Annotated in this window: 23 protein-coding genes and 1 pseudogene; 14 read left to right on the top strand and 10 right to left on the bottom strand. The window is 58.0% G+C overall.

Annotated features, from left to right (window positions below; all coding sequences use genetic code 11):
* The first annotated feature begins 13 nt into the window (after window positions 1-13).
* The 3 genes from ACTQ3R_RS05535 to groL all read left to right on the top strand — a co-directional run bounded on the left by ACTQ3R_RS05535 (window position 14) and on the right by groL (window position 3,067).
* Window positions 14-940 (top strand): diacylglycerol/lipid kinase family protein, encoded by a 927-nt coding sequence (locus tag ACTQ3R_RS05535; RefSeq protein WP_441779574.1) that lies wholly within the window; start codon window positions 14-16, stop codon window positions 938-940.
* A 183-nt stretch (window positions 941-1,123) separates the two neighbouring features.
* On the top strand, window positions 1,124-1,408 hold the full coding sequence (locus ACTQ3R_RS05530; protein ID WP_441779575.1) for a co-chaperone GroES: 285 nt from the start codon (window positions 1,124-1,126) through the stop codon (window positions 1,406-1,408).
* Between the two features lie 30 nt (window positions 1,409-1,438).
* The gene (groL, locus tag ACTQ3R_RS05525) at window positions 1,439-3,067 is read left to right on the top strand and encodes a chaperonin GroEL (RefSeq protein WP_441779576.1); all 1,629 of its coding nucleotides are present in this window, start codon (window positions 1,439-1,441) and stop codon (window positions 3,065-3,067) included.
* A gap of 181 nt (window positions 3,068-3,248) precedes the next feature.
* Here the strand turns inward: groL and ACTQ3R_RS05520 are convergent, their stop codons facing one another.
* The 6 genes from ACTQ3R_RS05520 to ACTQ3R_RS05495 all read right to left on the bottom strand — a co-directional run bounded on the left by ACTQ3R_RS05520 (window position 3,249) and on the right by ACTQ3R_RS05495 (window position 10,107).
* Window positions 3,249-3,833 (bottom strand): hypothetical protein, encoded by a 585-nt coding sequence (locus tag ACTQ3R_RS05520; RefSeq protein ID WP_441778977.1) that lies wholly within the window; start codon window positions 3,831-3,833, stop codon window positions 3,249-3,251.
* The gene (locus ACTQ3R_RS05515; protein ID WP_441778978.1) at window positions 3,830-5,800 is read right to left on the bottom strand and encodes a M56 family metallopeptidase; all 1,971 of its coding nucleotides are present in this window, start codon (window positions 5,798-5,800) and stop codon (window positions 3,830-3,832) included. The genes ACTQ3R_RS05520 and ACTQ3R_RS05515 overlap by 4 nt, the downstream gene beginning before the upstream one ends.
* Before the next feature lie 3 nt (window positions 5,801-5,803).
* On the bottom strand, window positions 5,804-6,169 hold the full coding sequence (locus ACTQ3R_RS05510) for a BlaI/MecI/CopY family transcriptional regulator (protein WP_441778979.1): 366 nt from the start codon (window positions 6,167-6,169) through the stop codon (window positions 5,804-5,806).
* A gap of 103 nt (window positions 6,170-6,272) precedes the next feature.
* Window positions 6,273-7,616: an NADP-specific glutamate dehydrogenase gene (gene gdhA / locus ACTQ3R_RS05505; protein WP_441778980.1), complete on the bottom strand. Its 1,344-nt coding sequence runs from the start codon at window positions 7,614-7,616 to the stop codon at window positions 6,273-6,275.
* 13 nt (window positions 7,617-7,629) lie between these two features.
* Window positions 7,630-8,976, bottom strand: a complete 1,347-nt coding sequence (gdhA, locus tag ACTQ3R_RS05500; protein WP_441778981.1) for an NADP-specific glutamate dehydrogenase — start codon at window positions 8,974-8,976, stop codon at window positions 7,630-7,632.
* A 249-nt stretch (window positions 8,977-9,225) separates the two neighbouring features.
* Complete coding sequence (locus tag ACTQ3R_RS05495; RefSeq protein ID WP_441778982.1) at window positions 9,226-10,107, bottom strand: DMT family transporter; 882 nt, start codon at window positions 10,105-10,107, stop codon at window positions 9,226-9,228.
* 68 nt (window positions 10,108-10,175) lie between these two features.
* Here ACTQ3R_RS05495 and sfsA point away from each other — a divergent pair, with 68 nt between their 5' ends.
* Window positions 10,176-10,868, top strand: a complete 693-nt coding sequence (gene sfsA, locus ACTQ3R_RS05490; RefSeq protein WP_441778983.1) for a DNA/RNA nuclease SfsA — start codon at window positions 10,176-10,178, stop codon at window positions 10,866-10,868.
* A gap of 40 nt (window positions 10,869-10,908) precedes the next feature.
* Here the strand turns inward: sfsA and ACTQ3R_RS05485 are convergent, their stop codons facing one another.
* From ACTQ3R_RS05485 to ilvA, 4 genes are all read right to left on the bottom strand, one after another.
* On the bottom strand, window positions 10,909-11,637 hold the full coding sequence (locus tag ACTQ3R_RS05485) for a hypothetical protein (protein WP_441778984.1): 729 nt from the start codon (window positions 11,635-11,637) through the stop codon (window positions 10,909-10,911).
* Window positions 11,638-11,659: 22 nt separating this feature from the next.
* Complete coding sequence (gene recR, locus ACTQ3R_RS05480) at window positions 11,660-12,262, bottom strand: recombination mediator RecR (protein WP_441778985.1); 603 nt, start codon at window positions 12,260-12,262, stop codon at window positions 11,660-11,662.
* 40 nt (window positions 12,263-12,302) lie between these two features.
* Window positions 12,303-12,947, bottom strand: a complete 645-nt coding sequence (rpe, locus tag ACTQ3R_RS05475) for a ribulose-phosphate 3-epimerase (RefSeq protein WP_441778986.1) — start codon at window positions 12,945-12,947, stop codon at window positions 12,303-12,305.
* Between the two features lie 243 nt (window positions 12,948-13,190).
* On the bottom strand, window positions 13,191-14,411 hold the full coding sequence (gene ilvA, locus ACTQ3R_RS05470; RefSeq protein WP_441778987.1) for a threonine ammonia-lyase: 1,221 nt from the start codon (window positions 14,409-14,411) through the stop codon (window positions 13,191-13,193).
* Window positions 14,412-14,589: 178 nt separating this feature from the next.
* Here ilvA and ACTQ3R_RS05465 point away from each other — a divergent pair, with 178 nt between their 5' ends.
* The 10 genes and pseudogenes from ACTQ3R_RS05465 (at window position 14,590) to ACTQ3R_RS05420 (ending at window position 21,375) form a co-directional block, all read left to right on the top strand.
* The gene (locus tag ACTQ3R_RS05465; protein ID WP_441778988.1) at window positions 14,590-14,844 is read left to right on the top strand and encodes a helix-turn-helix domain-containing protein; all 255 of its coding nucleotides are present in this window, start codon (window positions 14,590-14,592) and stop codon (window positions 14,842-14,844) included.
* A gap of 31 nt (window positions 14,845-14,875) precedes the next feature.
* Window positions 14,876-15,670, top strand: a complete 795-nt coding sequence (locus ACTQ3R_RS05460; RefSeq protein ID WP_441778989.1) for a hypothetical protein — start codon at window positions 14,876-14,878, stop codon at window positions 15,668-15,670.
* A gap of 53 nt (window positions 15,671-15,723) precedes the next feature.
* Window positions 15,724-16,161 (top strand): hypothetical protein, encoded by a 438-nt coding sequence (locus ACTQ3R_RS05455; protein ID WP_441778990.1) that lies wholly within the window; start codon window positions 15,724-15,726, stop codon window positions 16,159-16,161.
* A complete protein-coding gene (locus ACTQ3R_RS05450) occupies window positions 16,154-16,411 on the top strand; it encodes a hypothetical protein (RefSeq protein WP_441778991.1) in 258 nt (85 codons plus the stop codon). Before ACTQ3R_RS05455 ends, ACTQ3R_RS05450 begins: the two co-directional genes overlap by 8 nt.
* Window positions 16,408-17,313, top strand: a complete 906-nt coding sequence (locus ACTQ3R_RS05445; protein ID WP_441778992.1) for a DNA glycosylase — start codon at window positions 16,408-16,410, stop codon at window positions 17,311-17,313. The genes ACTQ3R_RS05450 and ACTQ3R_RS05445 overlap by 4 nt, the downstream gene beginning before the upstream one ends.
* 21 nt (window positions 17,314-17,334) lie before the next feature.
* Window positions 17,335-19,023 (top strand): hypothetical protein, encoded by a 1,689-nt coding sequence (locus ACTQ3R_RS05440; RefSeq protein WP_441778993.1) that lies wholly within the window; start codon window positions 17,335-17,337, stop codon window positions 19,021-19,023.
* Between the two features lie 507 nt (window positions 19,024-19,530).
* Window positions 19,531-20,364, top strand: coding sequence for a DNA adenine methylase (locus ACTQ3R_RS05435; protein ID WP_441778994.1), 834 nt, complete (start codon window positions 19,531-19,533; stop codon window positions 20,362-20,364).
* Window positions 20,361-20,714, top strand: a complete 354-nt coding sequence (locus ACTQ3R_RS05430) for a hypothetical protein (protein WP_441778995.1) — start codon at window positions 20,361-20,363, stop codon at window positions 20,712-20,714. The genes ACTQ3R_RS05435 and ACTQ3R_RS05430 overlap by 4 nt, the downstream gene beginning before the upstream one ends.
* A pseudogene (locus ACTQ3R_RS05425) lies at window positions 20,711-20,833 on the top strand (adenine methyltransferase); the annotation flags it as partial. The gene ACTQ3R_RS05430 and the pseudogene ACTQ3R_RS05425, both read left to right, overlap by 4 nt.
* A complete protein-coding gene (locus tag ACTQ3R_RS05420; protein WP_441778996.1) occupies window positions 20,833-21,375 on the top strand; it encodes a DNA N-6-adenine-methyltransferase in 543 nt (180 codons plus the stop codon). The pseudogene ACTQ3R_RS05425 and the gene ACTQ3R_RS05420, both read left to right, overlap by 1 nt.
* Window positions 21,376-21,728: the final 353 nt, after the last annotated feature.

The following is a 21,728-nucleotide window of genomic DNA, read 5'->3' as shown; positions in this document are numbered from 1 at the left end:
GGGCCGGGAGAGCGTGAGACATTTGTTTATCATCAACCCCGCAGCCGGGAAACAAGAGACCACCGCCCAGCTGGAGGGACTGCTGTCCCAAGTGAGCTTTCCCCACCGAGTGGTTTATACGAAAGGAGAGGGAGATGCCCAGCGCCTGACCCAAGAGGCTGCTGCTTGTCCTGAGCCTCTGCGGGTCTATGCCTGCGGAGGGGACGGAACCCTGAACGAGGTGGTAAATGGAGCGGCAGGGCTTGAGCATGTGGCAGTTACAAACGTCCCCAAAGGGACCGGGAATGATTTTCTGAAAATCTTTGGACCGGATTACCGGGAGCGGTTTTATGACCTGGAGGCACTGGCTCAGGGACCGCAGCGGGCCTTTGATCTGATGGATTGCAACGGAAAGCTGGGCCTGGACGTGGTGTGTGCCGGAGTGGATGCCCGCATTGCGGCAGATGTCCACCGGTATAAGGATCTGCGTTTTGTCTCAGGAATGGGGGCCTATGTGCTCTCCCTGGTGGAAAATGTGTTTTTCAAGGGAATTAACCGCCCTATGACGGTAAAAATGGGGGATATTTCCTGGGACAACCGTCAGACTGCTATTTTGTGCATCTGCAATGGCCGCTACTATGGAGGAGGTTTTATGCCGGTAGCGGAAGCTATGCCTGATGACGGGGTGCTGGATATGCTGCTGGTTCGGCAGGTGAGCCTGCCTACCTTTTTGCGCCTGGTGGGAAAATATGCCAAGGGACTTTACCGCAATTACCCTGAACTGATTTTGGAGCACCATGGCAAGGCGGTGTCGTTCTGTGCACGGGAGCCAATTACGGTGGTGGTGGACGGGGAAGTGATGGTAGATACCAGCTTCACCGTTCGGCTTTCCGAGAAGAAGATCAACTTTTTCTTTCCAGAGGGCTGTGATTACCGAATGGAGAAGAAAATTAGCACTTAAAGAGCTTGTTTGTGAACAAAAAGTAAATTCTAAAAAATTGGCCTCCAATTTTTCAAAATTGGGGGTTGATTTTTTGGGAGAAAGCGGTTATTATCATAGTTAGATTTAGCACTTGAATAAAAAGAGTGCTAAACTGCTGGATTCGTAATTGGAAAATTTATATCATATAAGGAGGAACCTGTTATGAAACTCAAACCCCTGGCTGACCGTGTCATTGTAAAGCTGGTGGAGGCTGAGGAGACCACCAAGGGCGGCATCATCCTCACCGGCGCCGCCAAGGAGAAGCCCGAAGTGGCTGAGGTCATTGCTGTTGGCCCCGGCGGTATGGTGGACGGCAAGGAGGTCGTTATGACCGTGAAGGTGGGTGACAAGGTCATCACCAGCAAGTATGCCGGCACCCAGGTGAAGCTGGACGGCGAAGAGGTCACCATTGTCCGTCAGAACGACATTCTGGCGGTTGTCGAGTAATAGTTTGATTTGATTTGGAGGTAATGCTTTATGGCTAAGATTATTTGCTACGGCGAGGAAGCCCGCAAGGCTCTGGAGAAGGGCGTCAATCAGCTGGCTGATACCGTGAAGATCACTCTGGGCCCCAAGGGCCGGAACGTAGTTCTGGATAAGAAGTTCGGCGCTCCCCTGATCACCAACGACGGTGTGACCATCGCCAAGGAGATCGAGCTGGAGGATCCCTTTGAGAACATGGGTGCTCAGCTGGTGAAGGAAGTTTCCACCAAGACCAACGATGTGGCCGGTGACGGTACCACCACTGCTACTCTGCTGGCTCAGGCCATCATTCGTGAGGGCCTGAAGAACCTGGCTGCCGGCGCCAACCCCATGATCATGAAGAAGGGCATTGCCAAGGCCACCGAGACCGCCATTGAGGCCATCAAGGGCAACAGCCAGAAGGTCAACGGCTCCGCTGACATCGCCCGCGTAGGCGCTGTCTCCTCCGGGGACGAGACCATCGGCAAGCTGATCGCCGAGGCTATGGAGAAGGTGGGCCACGATGGTGTTATCACCATTGAGGAGTCCAAGACTGCCGAGACCTATTCCGAGGTTGTGGAAGGCATGCAGTTTGACCGGGGCTATATCACCCCCTATATGGTCACTGACACCGAGAAGATGGAGGCCAACCTGGACGACGCCTTCATCCTCATCACCGACAAGAAGATCTCCAACATCCAGGAGCTGCTGCCCCTGCTGGAGCAGGTCGTCCAGTCCGGCAAGAAGCTGCTGATCATTGCCGAGGATGTGGAGGGTGACGCCCTGTCCACCCTGATTGTCAACCGTCTGCGCGGCACCCTGAACGTGGTGTGCGTCAAGGCCCCCGGCTTCGGCGACCGCCGCAAGGAGATGCTCCAGGATATCGCTATCCTGACCGGCGGCCAGGTCATCTCCTCCGATGTGGGTCTGGAGCTGAAGGAAGCTCAGCTGGGTCAGCTGGGCCAGGCCCGTCAGATCAAGGTCACTAAGGAGAACACCACCATTGTCAATGGCGCTGGTTCGTCCGAGGAGATCAAGGCCCGCATTGGCCAGATCAAGAGCCAGATCGAGGTTACCACCTCCGATTATGACAAGGAGAAACTCCAGGAGCGCCTGGCCAAGCTGGCTGGCGGCGTAGCCGTCATCAAGGTCGGTGCTGCCACTGAGGTGGAGATGAAGGAGAAGAAGCTGCGCATCGAGGATGCCCTGAACGCCACCCGCGCCGCTGTGGAAGAGGGTATCGTGGCCGGCGGCGGCACCGCTTACCTGAACGCCATCCCCGCTGTGGAGAAGCTGTACGCCGAGGTAGAGGGCGATGAGAAGACCGGCGTGCAGATCATTGCACGGGCTCTGACTGCCCCTGTGAAGCAGATTGCCGCCAACGCCGGCATCGACGGCTCCGTGGTTCTGGAGAAGATCCGTGAGTCCGGCAAAACCGGTTATGGCTTCGACGCCTACAATGAGACTTATTGCGACATGATCCCCAACGGCATTGTGGATCCCACCAAGGTGACCCGCTCCGCCCTGGAGAACGCCGCCTCCATTGCCAGCACCCTGCTGACCACCGAGGCCCTGGTCGCCGACAAGCCCCAGCCCCCCGCCCCTGCTGCTCCTGCTGCCCCTGATATGGGCGGTATGTACTAAGGCAAATTACTGTGAAGCCCGCGGCCTTGCGCCGCGGGCTTTTTTATGGGCTGGGGCTTGTGGGCGAAGCCGACCCAGGGGGCCCCGGCAAAGCCCAAAAATTTCATTTCCTCCTTACCGTAAAAAACACCGCTGCCTGTTGCCTCAGACAGCGGTGTTTTTTAAAAGACCATATCACGGGTCAAGTGGGGGGCAATGTTTCCAAGGTGCCCCGAAAGATTTTCCGTAGGTCAAAAAGTGTAACCATGATACACAAAGAAGTGATCAGCCCGGCCAGGGCAAGTATGATCAGGGTTGGTTCCCAGAGATCAGTCAGGAAACGGAGGGGGTGGGCGCACAGGGAGATGGCAGTGAGCAGCAGGGTCTGGCGGGTGCGCCACTTGAGGAGCCGCCGGTCCAGCGTCTGATCAGGCTGCTGGTATTTGGTGGCCAGGGCGGCGTAGTCGGTGAGCATCTGAAAGTGGAAGTACATGTTGGCCAGACCGATAATCAGGTCGATCACAGGGAAGTGTCCGTCCAGACCGGTACCTAGCCAGGAGGCTAGCCAGTTTCCTCCGTGCCATGCCGCCAGCAGGATGCCGAAAGGCCGCAGAAGCTCCAGGTCCCGCCGTTCGTTCTGCAATAGCTTGATAGCTGAAAGGAAGAGAAGATATCCCACGAAGGAGGGTAAGATGCTGACAGAACCCAGATTGAAGTCGAAGTACAGGAAGAAATACCCCCAGGCCGCTTTGGAAAGGGCGTCGTATATGGTTTGACGGTCTGTCATTGTGCGCCTCCTTCCTGAAGGCGGAGGGTGAGCTCCGCTGCCTTTTCTCCGTTGATGTAGAGGTCGGCCGCGTAGCAATCAGGAAGCAGGAAACTGTCCTTGCCAAATGCGTTACTACTGCCGCCGCCACCCATGGGGACGACAGGTCCCCAACCGGGGTCTAACCTCATGCTGGCCCAGTCTTCTCCGCTGGTGGAGCTGCCGCCGCCGCTTCCGTAGCCCGCGCTCTGAAGATAGGGGCGCTCCTCTCCTTCTTCCAGGGGGATGATAGAGGTCCCCAGGTGAGAAATAGCGGCTTTCTCTTCCTCAGAGCCCAAAAAGATGCAGCGCGTCCACTGGTTATGAGTAACTTCATCAAATTGAGCGTTGGGCTTTGGGACCGTGTCGAAGGAAGTAGAGGGGCCAAAGAACCAGCCGGAGCTGTTGTTCTCTTGAACGGTGTTGTCCACCACAAAGGTTTTTTGATAGCACACCTCCACCCGGAAGTTTTCCGCTATGCCCGAGTAGACAAAGGAGGGCAACTCCCGTATCCCCCAGCGCAGCGAGGCTTCCTGTGCTTCTACGGTTTGGATCCCGCTCTGCTCTGTAACCACCCAACGGTACGCTTCCTTCTGGACCAGTATCTGCTGGTATGCCATGTACATCGTATTTTCTTTCCACTGTCCGTCGGGAGCACCGCTGAGCTTGACTGCCACCAGGGCCTTGTAGGCGTTCTCTCCAGCGGGCTCCAGATTATAGATGCAGTAGCCCTCGCTCTGGTCGGGCTCTATGGGAAGCCCGGTGTTCCAGGTGGGCCAGAGACCCTCCTCCTGGCGCTCATGCATGATGCGGGCAATTTCCCCCTGCTGACGGAGGGGGGCACACATGGCCCGGTAGGAACCGCTGCTGGTGAGAAGAGATTTGGCATAGGTGTCAAGAGCTCCGGCGAAGGTGGTGCACCAGGTGGTGCGGGCGGAGGCCAGAGAAAGGTCAATGTCTGCGCTGCCAGAGAGCCGTCCCGCTTCGTTATAGACATTTACCGCTTGGGTGCCGAAGACCAGAGGGGCGGCCAGTATAATGGCCACGCACACGGACACCAGGGCCATCCCTGCGGGGTAACGCTTGAAGCGGACGATGGCCTCAATACGCTGGCGGATGTTTTTGCCCCCGTTGGAGGCAGAAGAGGTGCCTGGGGCGCGGGCGTATTTCTCATTAGCCATGGACAGAAGGATGCGGCCATATTCCCGGCGCTCCTCCCCTTCCAGCCGCTCCAGCACCCGCTGGTCGCAAAGAGACTCCAAATCGTTGCCCGCCTGGTCGGCGCAGTACCATAACAGGGGATTGCACCAGTGAATGCACCGAAGAAGGCAAATCACAAGGCCCCAGATCACGTCCCGGTATTTCAGATGTAATAGCTCATGGAGCAGGACCTTGTCATCGGTCTGGGGTCCAGCGGGCAGCACCAACACCGGAGAAAAGACGCCGCAGAGAAATGCGGATCCGGCCCCCTCGACCATCACAGCTTTGCATGTAGGAAGGTGGTACTGCTCCGCTGTGGTTTGAATTCTAGCCATCGTCTGCCCATCGGCGGGAGTGCTGGTGCGAAGCACCTGACGCAGACGGATATAGGAAAAAAGATAGCGCCCCAGCAGCACAAGAACTCCCAGCAAATAGACCCAATAAAGCCAGTCCCACCATGTGGCCGGGGGGAAAACGCTGGGCAGAGGAATGGGCGCGGTTACCTGGGTCAGGGTATAGGAACCTGTGAGGGCGGTTTTCAATGCCTCCACCCACATGGGCCAATTAAACAGCACATACCGCCCGAAAAACCCGGCAGGGAGCAGTAAAATAATGCCCAGAATCCCCCATACGGCAAATTGCCACCGGGGAGAGAGCTTGTCTCGGAACATGGCCTTGATAATGAGCAGAAGGACGGCCACGCCGGAGGCAGTTAACGTCTGAAGGAGAAATGCCCAGATGTCTCCCATGGATCACACCTCCATTTCGTCCAGCAGCCGCCGGAGCTCGTCCCGCTCCTGGGGGGAAATGGCTTCCTCTTTTAAAAAAGCGGCAATCAAATCTCCGGCGGAGCCCTGGTAGACCCGGTGGAGAAAGCTGTGCCGCTCCTGAGCCCGGCAATCCTCCCGGCTGAGCAGGGCCCGGTAGATGTGAGGGGAGACCTTCTTATCAATGGTCACCAGCCCCTTGGCCTCCATACGGGTGAGGTAGGTCAGCACTGTGTTTCGATTCCAGCCGGTGGCCGGACGCAGCGCCGCTACCAGCTGTCCCAGCTCGGCCCCGCCGGTCTCCCACAGGGCACCCAATACGGTCCATTCCCGGTCAGAGAGCTTATCCATAGAAATACCTCCTACAGGTGTAGTACAAAATCATACTACACCTGTAGGAGGCTTCTGTCAAGAGACAATTAAACGGAAGTATTTCGCGAGACTACAGTCTGCCTTACAGGCCCTGGGCGATCATGGCCTCCGAGATCTTTTTAAAGGCGGCAATGTCGTTGCCGGCAATGAGATCATAACCCAGGCCATATTCTTCCGCCGCGGCAGCGGAGGCATCGTAAATGGAGCTCATGATGTCCCGGAGCTTCTGGTCCACCTCGGCGGGGGTCCAGTTGTAGCGGATGGAGTTTTGAGCCATTTCCAGGGCGGAGACAGCCACGCCGCCGGAGCCGGAGGCTTTGGCACCTGCGGTGAGAATCTTGGGACTCAGGCGCAGCAGCTTCAGAGCTTCAGTAGTGGCGGGCATGTTGGAACCCTCTACATAGTAGCGCACGTCGTTGGCCAGGATATGCACTGCGTCTTCCACGTCCAGTTCGTTCTGGGTGGCACAGGGGATGACCACATCCACGGCAACTTCCCAGGGTTTCTTTCCAGGGAAGAAGGGAACGCCGAAGCGGTCGGCATAGAGGGAGACGCGGTCTTGGCCTTTGGCGCGCATTTCCAGCAGGAAGTCAAATTTCTCCTGGGTACTCACACCGGATGGATCATAGATGTAGCCGTCTGGACCGGAGAGGGTGATTACCTTAGCGCCCAGCTCGGTGGCCTTGCGGCACACGCCCCAGGTCATGTTGCCAAAGCCGGATACGGCAATGGTCTTGCCTTCGATGGGGTCCTTCTGGTGTTCCAGCATGCGGGCCAGGAAATAGACGGTGCCGAAGCCGGCGGCCTCCTGGCGGATCTTGCTGCCGCCATAGGTGAGGCCCTTGCCGGTAAGGGCGCTGCTCTCCGCTTTGCTCATCAGGCGCTTGTACTGGCCGTAGAGAAAACCGATTTCCCGTGCGCCCACGCCGATGTCGCCGGCGGGCACGTCGGTGTCAGAACCGATGTAGCGGTAGAGGGCGTTCATGAAGGACTGGCAGAAACGCATGATTTCCCGGTTGCTCTTGCCTCTGGGGTCAAAGTCGGCACCGCCGGCAGCGCCGCCGATGGGCAGTCCGGTAAGGGCATTTTTATAGGTCTGCTCAAAGCCCAAAAACTTGACCACCGAGGGGGTGACGCCGGGGTGGAAGCGCAGACCGCCTTTGTAGGGCCCGATGGCACTGTTGAATTGGACGCGGTAGCCGTGGTTAGTATGGGCTACGCCCTTGTCGTCCACCCAGGGTACCAGGAACATAAACATACGGTCGGGCTCCACCATGCGGGTGAGTAGATCCAGCTTTTCGTAGCGGGGGTCGTCCAGAGCGGGATCGATCATCTCCAGCCAGGTCTGAACCGATTGAAGATATTCCAGCTCGTGGGCGTACCGCTGCCGCAGCTGAGCGGCAACACGGACAGCATATTCGTTCATCGTGAGCCCTCCTTTACACCAAGCCGTAGGCCAGCATAGAGTCAGCGATCTTTAAGAAACCGGAAATATTGGCGCCAGCCACCAGGTTGCCGGGCATTCCGTACTGGGTGGCGGCGTTGGAGGCATTGTGGTACAGGTCGGTCATAATGGTCTTCAGGCGGCTGTCCACCTCCTCAAAAGACCAGGAGAAGCGCATGGAGTTCTGACTCATCTCCAAGGCGGAGACCGCTACGCCGCCGGCGTTGGCAGCTTTGGCGGGGGCGAAAAGAACACCAGCTTCTTGGATGGCCTCCACGGCTTCGGGAGTACAGGGCATATTGGCACCCTCGGCCACGGCAAAGCAGCCGTTGGCGATGAGGGCCTTGGCGGCTTCCCCGTTGAGCTCGTTCTGGGTGGCGCAGGGCAGGGCGATGTGGCAGGGAATGGTCCAGATCTTGGAACAGCCCTCAAAATACTGGGCGCTGGGCTTGCGCTGGACATATTCTTTTATGCGCTTGCGCTCCACCTCTTTGATCTGCTTGATAAGATTCAGATCGATCCCTTCTGCATCGTACACATAGCCGTTGGAGTCGGACATGGCCACGACCTTGCCGCCCAGCTGGGTGGCCTTTTCACAGGCGTAGGTGGCCACATTACCGGAGCCGGAGATAATGACGGTGGCTCCGTCAAAGCTGCGCCCGGCATCGCTGAGCATGTTGTCCGTGAAGTAGCAAAGACCGTAGCCGGTGGCCTCCTTACGGGCCAGAGAACCACCGTAGCTCAGGCCCTTGCCGGTCAGTACGCCGGTAAACTCGTTACATAGGCGCTTGTACTGGCCAAAGAGATAGCCAATCTCTCGGGCGCCCACGCCGATGTCGCCGGCGGGCACGTCGGTATCGGGGCCAATGTACTTAAAGAGCTCGTTCATAAAGGACTGGCAGAAACGCATCACCTCGGAGTCGGACTTGCCTTTGGGATCAAAGTCGGAGCCGCCCTTGCCGCCGCCGATGGGAAGACCGGTCAGACTGTTCTTAAAGGTCTGCTCAAAGCCCAGAAACTTGATAATACTTTCATTGACGGAGGGGTGGAAGCGCAGGCCGCCCTTGTAGGGGCCGATGGCGCTGTTGAACTGGATACGGTAGCCCCGGTTCACATGGATGTTGCCCTGGTCGTCCTCCCAGGGGACGCGGAACTTGATGGTGCGCTCAGGCTCGACGAGGCAGTCCATAACGCCTTCTTTTATGAGCTCCGGTCGGGCGTTGCACACAGGGGCCAGGGAGGTGAGGACCTCCCGTGCGGCCTGGTGGAACTCGGGCTCGTTGGGGTCCCGCTGGATGATTCGCTCCATAAGTCCGTTTAAATACTCGTTTTGAATGCTCATGTTCCAATTCCTCCCAATACCTTTCTGTGCTGTCCGCTTTATCAGAAGGACAAGCACGCTAACGACTTAGCGTAGTAAAGTTATACCATCTCAAAAAATGCAAGTCAAGAGAAAATGACTTGCAAAAATAAATTTGTAGGAAGCATAGAAAATATCAAATTAACCAAAGAAAACTTTTATAACTTTGATGTTATAAATAAAAAAGCTGGCCCTGATTGGGACCAGCTGTGCAGTAAAGAAATTGAACAATTATTTTTTTGCAAGATTCTGGCGATTGATGAGCAAAACGGATCCGAGAATCCCGGCCATGCCCAAGAGTTTGAACAAGGTGATGTCTTCCCGGAAGAGCAGAATACCCAGGGCGGCGGCCACAAAGGGCTCAATCGTGGCCAGAATGGCGGCCCGTCCAGGTTCGGCCAGGCGAAGGCCATCTGTGTAGAGTACATAAGGTATTGCGCAGCATAGTACCCCGATGCCCAGGGCGCCTACCCAGGCCTGCCAGCAGGCAAAACCGCTCAAATCTCGGTGAAGTCCGGAGAGGGGCAGGGAGAACAGGGCACAAAACAGGAAGGAATAGAAGCTGATGGTAGCGGGGGAGTATTGTTTGAGAGCAAACTTGCTGAAGATAGAATACAGCGCATACCCAAATCCAGAGCCCAGCCCAAAGAGAATGGTGCCCAGAGAAATTGGCTCCTGTCCCAGAGGGAAAAGACCGGTGACCAGAGCGCAGCCGGCAAAGGTGACGGCCAGCGCCAGCAGCTTCAGGGGAGTGATGGTCTCGTGAAAGAAGAGAGCGGACATAAGCGTGACAAACACCGGGGCGGTATACAGCAATACGGCTGCTACAGACATGGAGCTGCGGGAGATGGTGTTAAAGTAGCACCAGTTGAAAAACAGCAGGGAGCAGACCCCGGTGCCGAAAAAGTAGTACCAGTCTTTGGGGTGAATCCGCAGGGCTCCGGGGTTGGTCAGGGCCAGAAAGCCGCCGTAAATGAGACTGGCGGCCAGAGCGCGGATGGCTACCCCCTCCATGGAGGTAAAGCCGGCCGCGGTCAGCAGCTTTAGAAATACGCCGATGCAGCCCCACAGGGCAGCGGCGGCAATAATGTTCAGGTATGCTTTTCCCAACATAGACTTGTCGCTCTTTTCAAAATGGATTATACTGCATACTATACCAAATGGAGAGAGGAAAAGACAAGATGGTCTATGAAAATATTTTAAAAGGCAAATTTCTTGCCCGGCCCAACCGGTTTATCGCCCATGTGGAGACGGAGGAGGGCGTGGAGGTCTGCCACGTAAAGAATACCGGCCGCTGCCGGGAACTGCTGATTCCCGGCTGTACCGTGTGGCTCAGCGGCAGTGATAATCCTGCCCGGAAAACCCGGTATGATCTGATCGGGGTGGAGAAGGAGACTTCCCAGGGAATTCTGCCGGTCAATATGGATTCTCAGGCTCCGAACCGGGTGTTTGGGGAGTGGGCGGCGGCCGGCGGCTTGGGCTTTGTGCCCAATCTGCTTCGGCCGGAGGTGCGCTATGGGGATTCCCGTTTTGATTTCTATTGGGAGCATGGAGAAGAGCGGGGATTTTGGGAAGTGAAGGGTGTGACTCTGGAAGATAATGGGGTGGCCCGGTTTCCGGACGCCCCTACCCTCCGGGGGGTAAAGCATCTGGAAGAGTTGGCACGGGCCAAAGAAGCAGGCTATCGGGCCGGAGTGTGCTTTGTGGTACAGATGCCCGGCATGAAATGGGTGGAACCCAACGATGCCACCCACCCTCAGTTTGGGGAGGCCCTGCGCCGGGCGGCGGCAGCAGGGGTCGAAGTACGGGCGGTGGAGTGCCGGGTTACACCGGAATCCCTGAACATCTGTGGGACGGTACCGGTATTGCTGTAAAAAACGGATGGAACGGGAAAACGTTCCATCCGTTTTTATGTCAACGAAATCTGGGGGAGCGGGGATATTTGTACCGGCAAAGCTGTTCCTGACAGTGGGAACACTGAAGCAGCTGGTTGGAGCCGGACCAAAACCGTTCTGGGTAGCGGCGAAAGCGCACTTCCCACACAAGGAGTACGATGATGCTCGTCCCTACCAGGCTCCAGGAGAACCAGTGGACAACAAACACCAGGGGAACGGCCATCATCCAGGAACCCCAGGCAAAGATTCGGCAGTTGACACAGCAGCGGTTTTTCATTAGAAAGGTCTGAAAGGGACAGAAAAACAGCACGCAAATGAGATCGCAGAGGTAATAGAGCGCGCACAGCAGCACAAGCTCCGCGGCGCGCACGGTCCCCCGAAGGTACAGAATTCCAAAGAAAAGATTGACCAGTACCCAAGTTCCGGCTACCTTAAGAGCGCCCCGGTTCTGATGGGAGACCGCTTTTTCCAATTCCTGTGGGGAGTAATTGGGAACGGGATCGAAACGATTGGGAAACTGCTTCATACATCCGGCAGTCAGTCCGCTTTTGGGGTTTAGCTGGGCAGCCATGGAGAACAATACCGCTGCCCACAATATCCATAGGGGCAGGGAGGGAACGGGGGAGGCAGTAAAGTCCAGGACGGTCCGGTCTTGTAAATAGAGCAGCAGCACCAGCAGAAAGACCCCCAGGCGGAATGCCGCCGCCCACAGATATTTCCGGGTCAGAATGGTAGGTTTCGGCAGCATAGAACCCTTCGCTCCTTCTCTCTTACATTTCCTGGCGGCCTTCCAGGGCACGCATAAGGGTGGCGTCGTCAGCGTACTCCAGGTGGCTGCCCACGGGGATGCCATAGGCCAGGCGGGTGACCTTTACCCCAAAGGGACGCAGCAGCCGGGAGAGGTACATGGCAGTGGCCTCCCCTTCGGTGTCCGGATTGGTGGCCATGATGACCTCGCGGATGCCGCCGGCAGCTACCCGCTCTACCAGGGACTTAATGTGCAGGTCATCAGGACCCACATGGTTCATGGGGGAAATCACCCCGTGGAGCACATGATAGAGCCCCTGGTACTCACGGGAGCGCTCCATGGCCACCACATCCTTCGGGTCGGCTACCACGCAGATGACGGCGCTGTCCCGCTTGGGACTGCGGCAGATGGAGCAGGGGCCGTCCCCTTCAGTGAGGTTCTGGCATACGGGGCAGCAGTGAATGGCCTGTTTGGCCTGGGTGATGGCCTGAGCAAAGGCTTCCGCCTCCTCCTGAGGGAGGGACAGGACATGAAAGGCCAGACGCTGGGCGGACTTCAGGCCGATGCCGGGGAGCTTGGCGAAGTGTTCCACTAAGTTTTCCAGAGCGGGGGGGAAATACTGCATGGGTTTTACCTCCAGGGGAATGAGAAATGAAATGGGAATGTTACACCCGCAGGGCGGCGATGGCGGCGGGGATGTCCTCCTTGCCGTAGACGGCGGAGCCGGCTACCAGTACGTTGGCGCCTGCTTCCACCACCAGGGGAGCGGTCTTGGGGGCGATGCCTCCGTCCACCTCCAGCTCACAGGCGGGGTTATATTTCTCGATGATGGCACGGACCTGGCGGATGGTGTCCAGCTGAGACTCCATAAAGGCCTGGCCGCCGAAGCCGGGCTCCACGGTCATCACAAGCACCATGTCAAGCTGCTCAATATAGGGAAGAATGGCGTTTGGAGAAGTAATGGGCCGCAGGGCCACCGCCTTCTTGACTCCGCACTCTCCCATCACGTTAAGGGCCTGGGCGATGCGGGTGGGGTGGTCGGCCTCCAGATGGATGGATAACAGGTCGGCGCCCGCCTTGGCAAAGTCCTCAATATAGCGCAGGGGCTTATCGATCATCAGGTGCACATCCAGAAACATATCCGTGCACTTGCGGATGGACTGGACTACGGGGATGCCGATGGTGATGTTGGGTACGAAGCAGCCGTCCATTACGTCCACGTGGAGGTAGTCGGCAGAGGAGACTTTTTTGATGTCGCGCTCCAGATTAACAAAGTCGGCAGACAGGATCGAGGGAGCAATTTTAACCATAATAGTACCTTCCTTTCCGTCCCTGCAGGGACAGGCGCGGTTTGCTGGCGGGGCGCATAGGATACGTCAGCGGAGAGGGGGGAGCGGCGTTCTGCGCTCTCCCGGGCACCGGGCGGGAGGACTGCTCCAGGCCGAGCCCACGGCCCAAATCCGTCCCCAGCGACCCGGAGGGCCCGCCGCTTTCAGATAGCCGTCCGCCGGAGCAAATACTCCGGCGGACGGCGGAGGATAACAAGCGTCCGGTCAGTTGTAGAAGTCATTGGTATCCGTCTCAGCGGCGCTGTAGCCCGCCTGACGCAGGGCGTCCATGATCTGACGTTTGTGGTCGTGACCAAAGGCCTCCAGCGTGACCCGCAGTTCCACTCCGGACTGGCGGTTGATGTTGACAAACTGGTTGTGCTCCAGCTTAATGATGTTTCCGTTGTTTTCAGAGAGAACCTTGGCCACCCGCAGCAGCTCGCCGGGGCGGTCGGGGAGCTGAACGGCGAAGGTGAAGATCCGGCCGCGGCAGATCAAGCCGTGCTGGACCAGAGAAGCCATGGTAATGACGTCCATATTGCCCCCGGACAGCACGGAGACAATATTTTTTCCCTTGCAGTCCAGGTGGCGCAGGGCGGCTACAGACAACAGTCCTGCGTTTTCCACGACCATCTTATGCCGCTCCATCACATCCAGAAATGCCTCTACCAGTTCCCCATCTTCGATGGTAATGATCCGGTCAATGTTTTTCTGGATATAAGGGAAGACAAGATCGCCGGGGGTCTTGACCGCTACGCCATCGGCAATGGTGGTGACGGTGGGCAGGGTGACCACGTGGCCGGCCTCCAGGCTGGCTTTCATGGAGGCGGCCCCGGTAGGCTCTACGCCGATGACCTCCACATTGGGGTTGAGGAGTTTGGCCAGGGTGGATACGCCGGCGGCCAGGCCGCCCCCTCCAATGGGTACCAGGATCACATCCACATCGGGCAGGTCCTGGAAAATCTCATAGGCAATGGTACCCTGGCCGGTGGCAAGGGTCAGGTCGTTAAAGGGATGTACATAGGTGAGCCCTTCCTCCTGAGAGAGCTGGGCGGCCAGTTCGGCCGCGTCGTCAAAGGTCTCGCCGTGAAGGATCACACGGGCTCCGTAATCCTTTGTGTTGTTTACCTTGACCAGGGGGGTGGTGGTGGGCATGACGATGGTAGCGGACACGCCGGCAGCCTGAGCGGCGTAAGCCACACCCTGGGCGTGGTTCCCGGCGGAGGCGGTGACCAGCCCACGGTCCTTTTCTTCCTGAGAAAGAGTGCTGATCTTGTAATAAGCGCCCCGGATTTTATAGGCGCCGGTGACCTGCATATTCTCCGGCTTGACATATATGTTGTTGCCGCAGTTTCGGGACAGGTAGGGGGAGTGGATAAGCGGCGTGGGCCGGAGCACGCCCTGAAGGACGCTCCGGGCTTCTTTAAAAGCATCCAGGGAAAGCATAGAAAGTCTCCTTTGGTGAAAAATTGTCTAAATTTAATCATACTCACCGGAGACAAATAAGTCAATGAAAAGTATCAGAGACGTGAAAAAATGTTGATTGTATAGTGAAGTGCGAAAGAGGTCGCAAGACCTCGGACGCACTTCTTTTTTATTTTTCCACGAAAGGAGGCCGGAGAAAATGGGCCGAAAACTCCGATACCTCGGGCCAGAAGATCGGGCGATCATTGAGCGGCTCCACAATGACAGGGCCCCCGCGGCGCTGATTGCCGAAAAGGTCGGCGTCCATCCCGCCACGATCTACCGCGAATTGCGGAACGGGTACACCGGGGCCGTAGACGAGTACGGTTTCCGCGTGTATAGCGCCGAGGTCGCGCAACTCACCGCCGAGCGGAATTTCCAGAAATCCCGCGGCAAACGTCAGGCGGCCACATGAGGCCGCCCACCCGAAAGGAGATTACCATACCATGAAAAGAGCCACATTCAAAGAATACGAGGCCGCAAAGGCCGAAATTATCGGAGGAGTCGAGTATAGGGAGCACTCCGAACTCGGAGAGGACAATATTATCCGCAAGACCTATACGACCAAAGAAAACGGGACTTTTTACGAAGTGAACGACGGCGGGCTTATTGAGTTTTGGAGCGATAAGTGCTCGGAGAGCCGAGTTTATGACGAGAACGAACGAGAAACCGCTCCGAGACATTACGGAAATGATCTCGCCGACAAGATCAGAGAGGAACATACCGCGCGAAATGAGCTCTCGGATTTTGAGAAATTCGTCATTGATTGCGGCTATAAGTACGAAACCGAGGAGGAACTCAAGGCCGCGTATGATCGCTGTTGGAAAGTAAGACACGATATTTTGATAAGCCGCGAGGAGTTTATCGCCGAGGCCGGAAACCATTACGCAGAAACCGCGGGCGAGACATACGAGGCCCTCGCATCCCTTTATCGGGAGAAAAAAATCGGCCCCGCGGACGTGTATCAATATGCGGTTTATCATTGGTGCCTCGCCAACCCGGACGCGATAGTCGCCTACCAGGAAAGCCGGGACAAGTGGATCGTGAACGACTGCGATACCGAGATCACCAAGGACGCCGCAAGAGTAAAGGTTTGCGAGGAGTGGGGCTTTGAAGCGAGCCGCGTCCGAATTATCGGGACTCCATACTATGACGCTACGGATTGGCAGTTTATCCGCTTTGACTGTGCTCGCATGACGTGGCTCTGGAAAAACGGGTCTCTTTATCAAGTCTACGAATGAGAGGGGGAAGCGTAGGGGCGGGACGCCCACCCCTACGCAGAACGGAGGAATACATGGGAACATTTTTCAAACCGACTCCTCTCACATGGGAGGACGTAAAAGGCGGTCTCGGCGAAGTGATCCAAGAGGGGATCAATGATTTTGTATGGGAATATTGCCAGCCGGAGGAGCCTATCAAATGGGCGGACGACGAGGAGCTCGGAAACGACCTCGCATTTTTTGCCGAGGCATGGGAACAGGTGGACGGGAACGGATGGAGCTCCCGAGAGGTAGCAACCCCTCAACAAACGGCGGCGGCGCTCTCTCTTATTTGCGGGGCGTTTTACACGAGCATTTCAAGGGAGGAAATCACCTCCGCCCTCGTAAAGTCGGCCACAAAAGCGGAACTCGTGGAGATTTTGACCCACGTCGCGAGTGCGTATTGTCAATATGTTTCCCTTAAAGCTCGCATTGGGATCGCAAAGACAAAGGAGGCCGCAGAGCATGAATAACCCCCTCACTCTCGCCGCCCTCCTGAGCGTACTCAAGCCCTCCGAGGAAATCCTCGTCGTCCACCGTATCGGCCCGCATGAGTGCGAGGCCGTGGCCGGAGGCACCACCGCGGAGCTCCGGGCGACCCGGTGCGTGGAGGTGTGCGGCGATAACATCGTCGAGCGGGTCGCCGTCAACGTGGACGACTGGCCGGAAGTACCGACCCCGATCCTCTTTATCACCATCGGCGGAAAGGAGGCGGGCGTATGACGTTCACCGCCTCCGAGGTGAAATGCCTCGAGCTCAACATGGATTTAGACAAGATCGCGGCCTCCGGCCAGTGTTTCCGATGGACGCCCGCTCCGTTCCCTGGGGGCTACATCGTCCCCGCGGGCGGATATTGCGCGACGATCTACCGCCTCGACGGAAAGATCGTAGTCCATGAGCACACGATTTCCCACCATAACACCCTCGACCCCGCCGCCGAGGCCGCCCGGTCGTTTTGGAAAAACTACCTCGACGGCGCCGGGTTTTCCGCCCGGTGGGTCGATCTCAAGTGCTACCTCACCCGGGAGCCGGACTCATACATAGCCCGCGCGGCCTCGGCGGCTCGCGGTATGCAAATTCTCCGGCAACCGCCCTTTGAAACCCTGATCTCTTTTATCGTCTCCCAAAACAACAATATCCCCCGGATCAAGGCGTCGGTCGAGGCTCTTTGCCGCCGCCACGGCTCCCGCCATTACGTCCCCACCGCCCGGGGCAATTTCCCCGGGGCCGAGTGGTGGGACTTCCCGGAGCCCGAGGCGCTCACCGACCCCGCCGCCCTGCAAGGGCTCGGCCTGGGCTACCGGGACGAGTACGTCGCGGCGGCGGCCCGGGCGGTGGTCTCCGGCGACCTTGACCTCGGCCTCCTTGCCCTCTGCCCCTATGAGGAGGCTCGGGCCCGCCTAAAAGCCCTCCCGGGCGTGGGAGACAAAGTCGCGGACTGTGTTTGCCTCTACGGCCTCGGCCATGTCGAGGCGTTCCCGGTAGACGTGCATATCCGCCGAGTCCTCGAGCGGGAGTTTCCCGAGGGGTTTCCCTTTGAGCATTTCCCCGGCTATGCTGGATTTGTGCAACAGCTCCTTTTTTACTACGAGCGGGAGCACACCGCCGAATATCGGCCCAAATAACCGAAAGGAGATTACCATACCATGAAAAGCCTGATTTTAACCACCCAGGACGCCCGGGAGCTTGACAAGCTGGGCGGGCTCACCGTTACGAAACAGATCAAACCCGCGCCGCGATACATTGAGGGCGCCACCCTTGCCACCGAGGGCCGCGGAGAGTGGTATATCTCGGTCGAGGGCCGCCGCCTCGGCGCCGGGGACGGCGTGGCGGATATGTTCGCCCCGCCCGTCCAGCCCGGAGACGCCGTTTATATCCGCGAGCCCTGGTATCGGCTCAAGAGTCCCCACGGCGGAGACTCCGAGCGCGTGATCCTCGCCGCCGACTGTGTCGTCGCAGAGGATCAGGTCTCCTATAAGTGGGCCTCCCCGGTCTCTATGCCGGAGGACGCCGCCCGCCGTTTTGCCCGGGTGAAATCCATCGGGGCGGCTTATGGTGAGACCGTTACCCCGTCGTGGATGATCGAACTCGAGGCGATCAGCAAAGACGAGGCCCTCGCGGCGGACGCTGGCGTCCCGTTTTCCACCGCCACCAACCCGGAGGAGGGCTCCACCTACTTAACCTATGCCGGGGATATGAGCGTCGAGGATCACGAGCGCATGATCGCCGCTATCAACGCCGACCGCGCCCGTCTGTATGAGGTGCAAAACCGCCTCATTCGGATTGATCTCCGCCGCCGAGAGCTGTCCTCCCTCATGTTTGAGGAGCGGGACAAGGTCGATCCCAACGACCGGGACGCCCTCGAGGCAGAGAATACCGCCCTTGACGAGGAGCAAGGAAACCTCTCTCGGGAGGAGGCAGACCTCCGCGCCGCCCTCGAGGACGCCGGAGCTCCGGCCCCCACTATCGAGGAACACGCCCGGGAACTCCTCAGGGAACTGGAAAAACGCGAACTCCAACTCGCCGCCTCTATCGCTGACACCCGGGCCGCGGACGCTTGCGGCACACGAGAAGAAATCGACGAGACTCGAGACTCGCTCACAAGGGAAATTGAACGCATTACGGCGGAGGCAGCGGAGCTTGCCGCCTACCTCTCGGCAAACAACACCGAGGAGGCACCGGAGCCCTCCGAGGGGCTTTCTCCCTCTGATCCTCCCGCGGGCGAGGCCGCCACCGAAAACGCCGCCGCGGCGGAGGACGAGGAAATCGGCTCCTTTACCATCGGAAAGTGTAAGTATTGCGGGCGCGAGTGGGGCGTCACCCTCGAGGGGGCCCGGGAGGGCGGTTTCCCGACCCAGCGGACAGCAGACGCCGCCGCAACCCGCCTTTGCGACTGTGAGGAGGCCGTAGCAAACCGGGCCCCGATTGTCGGCGTCGCTATGGCTATCACTACGGGCGCCTGCAAATATTGCGGGCAAATCCAGGAAGTCGGGCCCCACCCGTCACAGGCCGCGGCGGACGAGACGGCCTCGGAGGTTTGCAACTGCCCGACAGCGCGGCAAGAGCGCCGAGTCCATGAACAGGTCGAGGACGCTTGCGAGCGTGTGCAACGCCTTTTTGGCGACGACGCCGAGAGTCTCGGATTTAAGCCAATCCCCGACGAGGCGGTCGGACTCCTCGAGAACGTGGTCGAAATGATCGCCCGGGGCCCGATCTCCTCCGCGAGCCTCAACGTCCGCGGGCGGTGCAAGGCGAAATTCTCCATCACGAGCAAGGGGAAAATCAAGGTCTCCCGGAGCGAAACCCGCTCTTGCGATCTCGAGGACGGAGAGTGAGGAGATCGCCTTGATATGGGAAATGAGTTATAAGGCCGACCCTCGAGCCCGCGAGATCGCAGATCGCCATTATAACAGGCAGAAACCCGGGACTCCGCAATTTGTACCACCCGGGCGGGCTCTCGTGCTCTACACGGAAACCGAGACCGGGCGGGCGTTTTGGGTGACGTCCTACCCGTTCGCACAGTATGTCCGCCACGCCTGGGCGGGAGCGTGGATTTGCTCGGCGTTCCGAAATGAGGGCGCGGGCGTCGCCTCTGAAATGATCCGCGACGCGGTGGCCGCTACGAGAGCTTATTTTGGAGACCCGCCCGATCTCGGGCTCGTGACTTTTATTGACCGTCGAAAGGTACGTCCGACAATGGTACACGGGGCCAAAACGTGGGGATATACCTATAAGCTCGCCGGATTTCGAGAGGTGGGAGAAACAAAGGGCGGACTCCTCGCCCTGCAACTCCTCCCGGGCGATATGCCGCCGCCATGCGCGGCGAGAGAGGGGGCGACGACTTGCGGGCGGTTATGAAATATCCGGGCTCAAAATGGACACTTGCCGAGTGGATCGTCGGGAATATGCCGGAACACAAATTTTACCTCGAGCCATTTTTCGGGAGTGGGGCGGTATTTTTCAACAAAGCGCCATCGGAATATGAAACGATAAACGACCTTGACGGGCTCGTCGTAAACTTTTTTAAGGCTTGCAGAGATTACCCCGACGACCTCGCCCGAGCTGTAAACTTAACCCCATTTTCGCGCGAGGAGTTTTTCACCATTCAAGAAAGCGCCGCGGGCGAGGAAATACAGCTGACGGGAGATTGTGTTGAGGACGCCCGCCGTTTTTTAGTGAGGTGCTGTCAAGGATTTGGGAGCAAACTCGCGGATCGCGTGGGATGGAAAAACACAAAACAGCCCGCGGGCCCCAATAATGCGGCCATTTGGGCCAAAATACCGCCCGTCATTTACGAGGCGGCGGAAAGGCTCAAAAATGCACAGATCGAAAAAACGGACGCGGTACAGCTGATAAGGGCTTGCAATCATCCCGACTGTCTCATATACGCAGACCCGCCATATTTGGGAGACACCCGAGGGAAAAAGAGGCTCTATCGAGTTGAAATGATGGACGCGGCGGATCATGTGAGACTACTCGACGCCCTGCTATCACACAAAGGGCCCGTGATCCTTTCGGGATATGACAATCAGCTGTATAACGACAAATTGAGCGGGTGGAGAAAAACGGCTCACGTCGGGAGATCAAACTCGGGAGCTCCGCGGAGTGAAGTCCTATGGATGAATTTCGACGGAGGCCAAAGGACACTATTTGATAAAGAGGAGGCGACGCTATGATCTACGCAATCGACTTTGACGGGACTCTCTGCGTCGATGAATACCCGGCCATAGGAGCCCCTCGCCTGGGCGTGATTGACTTTGTCAAGGCCGCCCAGCGCGGCGGAGACCGCTTTATCCTCTGGACGTGCCGCCACGGAGCCGAGCTCTCGGCGGCGGTGGAGTGGTGCGCGGCCCAGGGGATAACCTTTGACGCCGTAAACGAAAACCTCCCGGAGAATATCGCTCAGTATGGCGGGGATTGCCGTAAGGTATACGCCGACCGCTATATCGACGATAGAAATATCGTGATAGACATCCCGGAGTCCTGGATCACGAGGAACTATGTAGGATTGGAGGCGGCAACGTGAACAAAGCCCTTTTATCCTCCAACTGTGACGAATGGGAAACACCGCCCGACTTTTTCGAGAAACTCAACGCGGAGTTTCGGTTTACGCTTGACCCTTGCACTCTCCCGGAAACGGCGAAGTGTCCGACGTACTTCACGCCGGACGACGACGGCCTCTCGAGGCCGTGGATCGCTCCGGGGGGGGTGCTGTTTTCTGTAACCCGCCGTATTCACGGCGGACAAAGGATAAGCCCGGTCAAGAGGACTGGATCAAAAAGGCGGCGGAGGAGGGCTCTCGCCCTGGCGCCGTTGTCGTTATGCTGATCCCGGCACGTACCGATACCCTCGCTTTCCACGAGTACATATACCACAAAGCGGAAATTCGGCTCATAAAGGGGCGGCTCCGCTTTCGAGTCAACGGGAAAGCCGGAGACGCGGCCCCGTTCCCGAGTATGCTTGTTATTTTCAGAGGCAAGGAGGAAAAACCGTTGAAAATCAGGATCACGAAAAATCTCCCGATAAGCGAGGATATACGCCCCGCCGTGGGCGCGACCTACGATGTAGAAGAAATAGAGGCCCGCGACGGTAGAGGTCTCAACCTCTTTTTCATTAGAGTAAACGGCGAGCGGGTGGGCGTGTTTTCCAACGAGTGCGAAGTTATCGAAAGGGGGCCGATAGTATGAGCGGCCCGGTTTATCGGTGGAGAGTAACTCACCCGACCTATGGCGCCGTCGTGGTGACGGGCCCGAGGAAATACGAGGTCGTGATCGCCGCCGCGAAACGCTGGGGCGCTCGGTGGACGCAGATCGCCCGGGAGTGCACCTTTGAGCGACTCGGGGAGGTGGCGCCGAAATGATGGACAAGCCCAAAACCCCGGAGGCGGAGCTCCCTCCGCCCTGCCAAAAATGCCGGAGCCTACATAAAAAGTATGACTCCCCACTTTGCCCCGCCCGTCGCCTTCGTTATTGGTGGCTCGAAATGTGGCGTCAAATCCCGCTCGTCCGGCGCCTCATTCCGGCGTGGGAGTGCGATCTCC

Source organism: Lawsonibacter sp. LCP25S3_E2, assembly GCF_052117285.1.
In the GTDB taxonomy this organism is placed as follows: Bacteria; Bacillota; Clostridia; order Oscillospirales; family Oscillospiraceae; genus Lawsonibacter.
This window is presented reverse-complemented; position numbering and strand designations above follow the sequence as displayed.

What these genes read in the sequence shown, in the direction of transcription:
- ACTQ3R_RS05530 (WP_441779575.1), top strand. Translation starts at nt 1,124, where the DNA reads ATGAAACTCAAACCCCTGGCTGACCGTGTCATTGTAAAGCTGGTGGAG.
- groL (WP_441779576.1), top strand. Translation starts at nt 1,439, where the DNA reads ATGGCTAAGATTATTTGCTACGGCGAGGAAGCCCGCAAGGCTCTGGAG.
- ACTQ3R_RS05520 (WP_441778977.1), bottom strand. Translation starts at nt 3,833, where the DNA reads ATGACAGACCGTCAAACCATATACGACGCCCTTTCCAAAGCGGCCTGG.
- ACTQ3R_RS05515 (WP_441778978.1), bottom strand. Translation starts at nt 5,800, where the DNA reads ATGGGAGACATCTGGGCATTTCTCCTTCAGACGTTAACTGCCTCCGGC.
- ACTQ3R_RS05510 (WP_441778979.1), bottom strand. Translation starts at nt 6,169, where the DNA reads ATGGATAAGCTCTCTGACCGGGAATGGACCGTATTGGGTGCCCTGTGG.
- gdhA (WP_441778980.1), bottom strand. Translation starts at nt 7,616, where the DNA reads ATGAACGAATATGCTGTCCGTGTTGCCGCTCAGCTGCGGCAGCGGTAC.
- gdhA (WP_441778981.1), bottom strand. Translation starts at nt 8,976, where the DNA reads ATGAGCATTCAAAACGAGTATTTAAACGGACTTATGGAGCGAATCATC.
- ACTQ3R_RS05495 (WP_441778982.1), bottom strand. Translation starts at nt 10,107, where the DNA reads ATGTTGGGAAAAGCATACCTGAACATTATTGCCGCCGCTGCCCTGTGG.
- sfsA (WP_441778983.1), top strand. Translation starts at nt 10,176, where the DNA reads ATGGTCTATGAAAATATTTTAAAAGGCAAATTTCTTGCCCGGCCCAAC.
- ACTQ3R_RS05485 (WP_441778984.1), bottom strand. Translation starts at nt 11,637, where the DNA reads ATGCTGCCGAAACCTACCATTCTGACCCGGAAATATCTGTGGGCGGCG.
- recR (WP_441778985.1), bottom strand. Translation starts at nt 12,262, where the DNA reads ATGCAGTATTTCCCCCCCGCTCTGGAAAACTTAGTGGAACACTTCGCC.
- rpe (WP_441778986.1), bottom strand. Translation starts at nt 12,947, where the DNA reads ATGGTTAAAATTGCTCCCTCGATCCTGTCTGCCGACTTTGTTAATCTG.
- ilvA (WP_441778987.1), bottom strand. Translation starts at nt 14,411, where the DNA reads ATGCTTTCCCTGGATGCTTTTAAAGAAGCCCGGAGCGTCCTTCAGGGC.
- ACTQ3R_RS05465 (WP_441778988.1), top strand. Translation starts at nt 14,590, where the DNA reads ATGGGCCGAAAACTCCGATACCTCGGGCCAGAAGATCGGGCGATCATT.
- ACTQ3R_RS05460 (WP_441778989.1), top strand. Translation starts at nt 14,876, where the DNA reads ATGAAAAGAGCCACATTCAAAGAATACGAGGCCGCAAAGGCCGAAATT.
- ACTQ3R_RS05455 (WP_441778990.1), top strand. Translation starts at nt 15,724, where the DNA reads ATGGGAACATTTTTCAAACCGACTCCTCTCACATGGGAGGACGTAAAA.
- ACTQ3R_RS05450 (WP_441778991.1), top strand. Translation starts at nt 16,154, where the DNA reads ATGAATAACCCCCTCACTCTCGCCGCCCTCCTGAGCGTACTCAAGCCC.
- ACTQ3R_RS05445 (WP_441778992.1), top strand. Translation starts at nt 16,408, where the DNA reads ATGACGTTCACCGCCTCCGAGGTGAAATGCCTCGAGCTCAACATGGAT.
- ACTQ3R_RS05440 (WP_441778993.1), top strand. Translation starts at nt 17,335, where the DNA reads ATGAAAAGCCTGATTTTAACCACCCAGGACGCCCGGGAGCTTGACAAG.
- ACTQ3R_RS05430 (WP_441778995.1), top strand. Translation starts at nt 20,361, where the DNA reads ATGATCTACGCAATCGACTTTGACGGGACTCTCTGCGTCGATGAATAC.